The following is a 6,185-nucleotide window of genomic DNA, read 5'->3' on the forward strand; positions in this document are numbered from 1 at the left end:
ATTCTCCTTATTTCAGAGGCACGAACATGGACGAACGGGTCGCTCCCATACCGGGGTCTCCGTGTTGTACTCTTTGTCTGGTTACGGCGAATTCTCCAAAGTAACAGCCTATCATTTCTGGCTGTATCTTAACATCCACAAACTCTTTTCCATTGTAGATTCCGAAGGTCATGCCCACCATTTCTGGTAAGACTATCATGTCCCTGCAGTGAGTTTTGATGATTTGGGGTCGTCCACCCTTGTTTTTATCTTTTTTCAGTTTTCGTATCTTCTCTAGTACTTTTTTTTGCCTGGGTAGAAATCCCTTTTTGAGGGATCTGCGCTGCCTTGATGGGAATAACTGAATAACGTTATCCAGGGGCATTTGTTGCAATTCTTCCAGGGTGTAACCGCGATACTTGAATTGTTTCCTCGCCAATTAGCCTCCTCCTTAAATTTCCTTTATTTTTTTATCCTTATTTTATGGGTGATTTTGTGAGAAAAAGGGTTGTTGAATTTTTTATCTCCTTTTTCCAGTTCTTCTAGCAGCAATGGAACCCACCTTTCTTCCTGGTGGGGCGTGTCTGGATACTGTGGTAGGTCGTCCTGGGTGTTGTCTGTTTCCACCACCGTGTGGGTGGTCTACTGCGTTCATTGCAATTCCGCTGACAACCATGCTCTTTTTACCCTTAGCTTTTGCTGCGAAATGTCGGTTTCCTGCTTTGAGGAATGGTTTTTCTTTCCTACCTCCCCCGGCAACCACTCCAATGGTGGCTCTGCTTAGGGGGTTGAAAGCCTTTAATTCCCCTGAGGGGAGTTCAACAATGGCTTTGCCCACATCATGGGTGATAAGAGAAGCGTAAGTACCTGAAGATCTGACGAATTTTCCTCCGTCTCCAGGGTTGTTTTCCAAGTTGTACACTGGTGTTCCTTCCGGGATTTCCCCAAGAGGTAATGAATTTCCTGGCTTTATTGGTGCGGAAATTCCACACGCAATTTCATCGTTGATTGCTATACTTTCTGGGGCCAGTATTAGTCTTTGTTCACCATTTTCGAACTTTACTTTGGCTATCGGTGCAGTCCTACCGGGGTCGTGGATTATGTCCACTACTTTTCCTTTGAGACTGCCATTTTTTTCTAGATCATCATATGAACGGTACTGTATTTTTCCTTTGAAGCGATGTGATGCACTTCGGTAGGTGGGGGTTCCTCTTCCCCTCCTTTGAATTATTAATCGTTTTCCCATTATTAATCCTCCCTACACTCTAGAATACGCCCATTTTAACTGCTATGTCTTCGGCGCTCTCATCTTCAGCCAGTTTAAGGTAGGCTAGTTTTTCACCGCGGGAGTTTATCTGGGTGTTGACCCGCACTACTTTTACATCGTATAATTCTTGGAAGGCCTGCTTTATCTCTGGCTTATTTGCAGTTCTTCGGACCACGAAGGTTAACTCGTTTTTGTAGTCAATAGCATTCATGCTTTTTTCAGTTAACTGTGGTTTGATCAATATGTTGTAAGGATCCATTCATGACACCTACCTGTTCTGGAATAACTCTCCCACTTTTTCTATGGCTGATTTAGTGTAAATGGTAAGTCGGCCGGGGTGGGTTCCTGGTGCCAGTAGTTCAGCATTGATATTATCTACAACCACCACATCTACTCCCGGATGGTTTCTGGCTCCTAAACTAATTCCTTTATCTTCTCCCACTACCAATAATGGGCCTTTGGGTGTTTTATATTTTCGTCCCCTGGTTTTACCCCTACCAGCACGTATTTTACGACCGTTTTTGGCCCGAACCACGTCATCCATTATTCCCAAGTTTTTGAAAATTTCTCTAGTTTCTTTGGTTTTCTTGACACTGCACAGGGCATCGTCCACTACAAATGGTATCTGGGGGATGTTTTCAATCTGGTGTCCCCTGGACTGGACTAGTTCCTGGTTTGTGGTAGCAGCTAGGGCTGAGCGTATGGCCAATTTCCTTTCTTTTTTATTTATCTTTTCGTGGATTATTCGGGCAGTTCTTGGAGGGTGTGCTCTCCTACCACCTGCTGCATGGGGGACGAATGCTGCCTTGGACGCTGCAGGGTGTCTTGAACCCTTCACACGAGGTACCATGGCTGCTCCTCGGCCTGCACCGAATGATTCGGCGGTGGTTCGTTTACCGGCCATGGGGTCTGTTCCCCAGGGCTGGATACGAGCACTTTGTCCAGATAGGACGGCTCTTTTTATGAGGTCCGGCCGGTATTCTTCACTGAATATCTCTGGAAGCTCCATTTCACCAGTTACTTTACCTTCTAATGAGTAAACATTGATCTTCTTCATTCCCATCACTCTTTAATCCTAACTAGGCTCCCTGCTTGGAGGCCGTACTAATATATGATATTTGCGGAGCATCGTCGTGTTTTCCGTGTGGTCGAATCGCTTTTCTAAATATGACCAGTCTCTTTGAGGGTCCTGGTAATGATCCTTTAAGAAGTAAATAATTGTTTTTCACTACACCGTACTTTACAAATCCACCTTCTGGGTTTATTTCATCAACTTGGTCAGCTTCTCCGATTTTGAGGATTTTCTTATTGTACTCGGTGCGTTGATGGTATCCCATCTGTCCTGCCATGGGTACTGTCCACATGACACGTTCAGGACTCCATGGCCCTATTGAACCCACATGCCGTCCTTTACTACTTCTTGCGGCTTTTCCGTATTGTATACGGACACCCCATCGTTTGATGACTCCCTGGAATCCCTTACCTTTGGTGATTGCCACGGCATCGGTGTGTTCACCATCGGCAAAAACATCGGCAGGGTTAATTTCTTTTCCGAGAACATTGACAGCGTAATCCAGTTTTTCTTTCGGACTGGAACCACCTACTCCAAATTCCATTATTTCCGGTTTTTTCTTAGGAACATTGGCCAGTCTGGGTTTGGTGTGTACTAATGCTCTAATTTCAACGACGTTATCCAGATTTTCGGTTAGCTCGGCAAGTTGAGTTTCGGTGTTGTATTCTTTAGGTAGGCTGATTTTTCTTTTTAGATCTTGGTCCAGTTCAGCTGCCAGGACATCTGTCATGGCTTTGATTCCTCTGGATGTTTTCTTGTATGCTCTGATACCGAAAACAACTACTGGGGGTGTTTCTACCACAGTTACTGGAGTTGATATTTCCATCCCTTCAGTGGGTGAATTTTTAGTGTTATCCAGCATTGTTACATGGGTCATGCCCACCTTGTAACCTGGGAATCCCAAGAGACCCGGCTCTTCGCTTTCGGGCCAGGATGTTATGTGGGGTGATTCCCTGGCTGCTCTTTTTCTAGGACTAAATGCAACTGATCCTTTTCTAGGTTGATGATGTCTAGCCATCTAATATTTCCTCCTTAATTATAGATTTTCCACTTTTCCAAATATGTGAATATAAAATTACTTTAGAGCATTTCAAATAGCCCTAATGCGCATTGCAGATTAATAATTGTTATCAATGCTTACTATCACTAGCTTTAATGCATATAATATGCATTATCCATATCAAAATTTAATTAGCTTCCTTAGCCCTTGCTAAGTCAGCCACTATGGTCCCGGTTATAGCATTAGCATATAACTAATCCATTAGCATATTAAATACTGATAAAGTAGCTAAAACTGCCTCTTCAGTTCTTACAGTCTTAGTCCCCTGATTAGGGATGGTATTAACCTCGAGGTCTAATAATTCCTCAGGATTGCCCATTAACTCATGTAAGCCCGAATACGGACCACCAAACAAAATAGCCAAGTGTTTGGAGCCCCTTAACCCCTCTCTTACTTCGTTCAAAACAGAAGTGATGGGTTCAGCATAGCGTGATGTGCCCACCACCATGTCTGGTCGTGGTTTTAACAAATCTATGCTATTATCTAAACCTTTATAAGTAGAAAGTACTTCAAAACCCCAATAGAACTCAGGTTCATCAGGGGTGACAATTATTTCTTTACCTAACTTATCTACCTTAAAGCTTAAAACCCGGTTTACGCTGAGCTTTTCCTTACACAACGCTTCCCGGTCGGCACCAATATCAACAATGGTACCCTTCCTTATCCTTTTCAATGTAAGTCCCTGTCTAAAATCACCGACACGGAGTTCTCCAGTGGGGTGATGAGGAGTTCGAAGCGGGGGTAGTATTCCAACGTTCCGCAACTCCCGGGTTATAGGAAATACCTTTTTCCTAAGGTATTGGGGAGTATTCATATAAGTGAGGATATCACTAATAAACTTTACCCCTTTCCGGTCTTCGGGGTCTTGTGTATCGCTGTAAACAACGATTTTTGTCACCCGAAACAGGGCGGCTGATCTGCCAATCAACCCTACTTTGTAGGTCTTTAGTTTTAAATCTTTTGTTTCTTTCAAAAAGGAAGCAGGAATAAAAAGTGAAATATTCTTAACTGACATTCATAAATTTCTGTTTTTGATCCATATAATATATACTGCCTACTATTTGTAGATAGTAATATAGATTAGATCCATACTCAATTTTCTGAAACATTAAATTTAAAAAAAAGTTGGCAAGTCTTCACAAGTAGGACTATAATATATTAAAGAAAATAGGTTAAGGGATAAGAATATTCTGAGGGATTCTTGTCAAAATAAATGATTGAACAATCAAATATATTATTCGTAACTTTTTTTTAAAAAAATGGCCTATTGAAAACTAATTAATTTATACCCATGGAAGTTCATATATTATATTGGTCTACAAGTGACCATCCCATATTTTGTTTTTTTAAGGGAGGGGGTGTTAATATTAGTAAAAAGTCTTTATTATATATTTCATTAGTTTTTAGCATGGTAATTATTTTTAGTGCAAACGTAGGGTTTGCAACAGATAATCTAACTGATAATACAACGAATAGTCTGAGTGAAACCGATATTCTTTCCCAGAACGAAACTGGTGTTGCAGAAAAACCAGCACTTTCAAACAACACTTATAAATCAAGCTCTTCAAATGCGGGATTAGAAAACATTGCTGCCCTATGGGTCTGGTCCACATCATATAATTCAATTAACCCAGTTGCCCTAAAAAAAGCAGGTTATACTGATATTTTTGTTTTCACAAAACATAGTAATGAAGGGATATCTCAATTGAACCAGTTTATTAAAAAATTCAAAGGCAGTGGCATCCGTGTTCACGCTTGGGTTTCCTGTTTCGTCAATGTAAATGGGAAGTGGATAGCAGCTCATGACACCACGCGCCAACAGAGTGTTAGGGTGTTTATTCATAATATAATTACAACTTGTCCCGGTGTCAATGGTATTCACCTGGATTATGTTAGATACGGAGGAACAGCCCATAAATATGGTGTAACATTCAGCACCAATACCATCAATAAATTTGTTTCCTCTGTAAAAAACTTGGTTAATAGTAAAAATCCTAATTTATTACTTTCAGCTGCAGTGATGCCTGAATGCAGTGTTAACGAATATTATTACGGGCAAAGCTATGCTGGACTATCCCCCTACCTCAATTTTATGACACCCATGATTTATAAAGGCAATTACCATAAAAACACTGCATGGATTGGTAGCACTACTAAATGGATTGTAGAACACTCCAACACAGTAATAGTAACTGGTTTACAAGCTTATCGAAGTGACAGCAAACCTACTCCCCTTTCTCCTGCTGAACTAGAAGGTGATGCTAAGATAGCTTTGAGCAATGGTTCAAAAGGTTTTGCCATGTTCAGATATGGGCTGTTGGTTTCCAGTTTCACCCCTAAAAAATTATTCATACCCACACCAGCTGCAGGCAGTCCTGCCAGAGGTGCGGTTAATGTTCCAGTGGATAAGATTATCACAACCAAATTCACAGAACCAATTTTCCCCGGAAATATGTTGATCGAATTAAAAAACAGTGCTGGGAAAGTGATACCTATAACCATATCCATAAGTGGTAATGTTCTAACAATGAGTCCTGTAAATCCACTGGTACGAGCCACAACTTACAAAATAATCTTTCATCAGGGATGTTTGGTTGACTCTGAATTAAACCCAGTAGCTTATTACACCCGTTCTTTCACCACCGACAACACACCACCCAAACCAGTTAAAGGAAGCCCAGCCAGAAACGCAGTCAACGTACCCATAAACAAAATAATAACCACCACCTTCAACGAACCCATAAAACCAGGAACCATGAACATCCAACTAAAAACCAACACCGGAACAAACATACCCACCACCAACA

Annotated in this window: 7 protein-coding genes; 1 reads left to right on the plus strand and 6 read right to left on the minus strand. The window is 41.4% G+C overall.

What is annotated here, in order from left to right:
- Positions 1 to 7: 7 nt before the first annotated feature.
- The 6 genes from rpsS to GXZ72_05675 form a co-directional block, all read right to left on the minus strand.
- Positions 8 to 418: a 30S ribosomal protein S19 gene (gene rpsS / locus GXZ72_05650; protein ID HHT19025.1), complete on the minus strand. Its 411-nt coding sequence runs from the start codon at positions 416 to 418 to the stop codon at positions 8 to 10.
- A gap of 81 nt (positions 419 to 499) precedes the next feature.
- On the minus strand, positions 500 to 1,225 hold the full coding sequence (locus GXZ72_05655) for a 50S ribosomal protein L2 (GenBank protein ID HHT19026.1): 726 nt from the start codon (positions 1,223 to 1,225) through the stop codon (positions 500 to 502).
- 19 nt (positions 1,226 to 1,244) lie between these two features.
- Complete coding sequence (locus GXZ72_05660) at positions 1,245 to 1,505, minus strand: 50S ribosomal protein L23 (GenBank protein HHT19027.1); 261 nt, start codon at positions 1,503 to 1,505, stop codon at positions 1,245 to 1,247.
- Positions 1,506 to 1,514: 9 nt separating this feature from the next.
- On the minus strand, positions 1,515 to 2,303 hold the full coding sequence (locus GXZ72_05665) for a 50S ribosomal protein L4 (protein HHT19028.1): 789 nt from the start codon (positions 2,301 to 2,303) through the stop codon (positions 1,515 to 1,517).
- A gap of 22 nt (positions 2,304 to 2,325) precedes the next feature.
- A complete protein-coding gene (rpl3p, locus tag GXZ72_05670; GenBank protein HHT19029.1) occupies positions 2,326 to 3,336 on the minus strand; it encodes a 50S ribosomal protein L3 in 1,011 nt (336 codons plus the stop codon).
- Between the two features lie 235 nt (positions 3,337 to 3,571).
- Complete coding sequence (locus tag GXZ72_05675; GenBank protein ID HHT19030.1) at positions 3,572 to 4,393, minus strand: RNA-binding protein; 822 nt, start codon at positions 4,391 to 4,393, stop codon at positions 3,572 to 3,574.
- A gap of 393 nt (positions 4,394 to 4,786) precedes the next feature.
- On the opposite strand from GXZ72_05675, the gene GXZ72_05680 reads away from it, so the two are divergent.
- A partial coding sequence (locus GXZ72_05680) for an Ig-like domain-containing protein (GenBank protein ID HHT19031.1) occupies positions 4,787 to 6,185 on the plus strand: 1,399 nt, incomplete at its 3' end.

It is taken from the genome of Methanobacterium sp., assembly GCA_012838205.1.
Lineage (GTDB): Archaea > Methanobacteriota > Methanobacteria > Methanobacteriales > Methanobacteriaceae > Methanobacterium.

What these genes read in the sequence shown, in the direction of transcription:
- GXZ72_05655 (HHT19026.1), bottom strand. Translation starts at nt 1,225, where the DNA reads ATGGGAAAACGATTAATAATTCAAAGGAGGGGAAGAGGAACCCCCACC.
- GXZ72_05660 (HHT19027.1), bottom strand. Translation starts at nt 1,505, where the DNA reads ATGGATCCTTACAACATATTGATCAAACCACAGTTAACTGAAAAAAGC.
- GXZ72_05665 (HHT19028.1), bottom strand. Translation starts at nt 2,303, where the DNA reads ATGAAGAAGATCAATGTTTACTCATTAGAAGGTAAAGTAACTGGTGAA.
- rpl3p (HHT19029.1), bottom strand. Translation starts at nt 3,336, where the DNA reads ATGGCTAGACATCATCAACCTAGAAAAGGATCAGTTGCATTTAGTCCT.
- GXZ72_05675 (HHT19030.1), bottom strand. Translation starts at nt 4,393, where the DNA reads ATGTCAGTTAAGAATATTTCACTTTTTATTCCTGCTTCCTTTTTGAAA.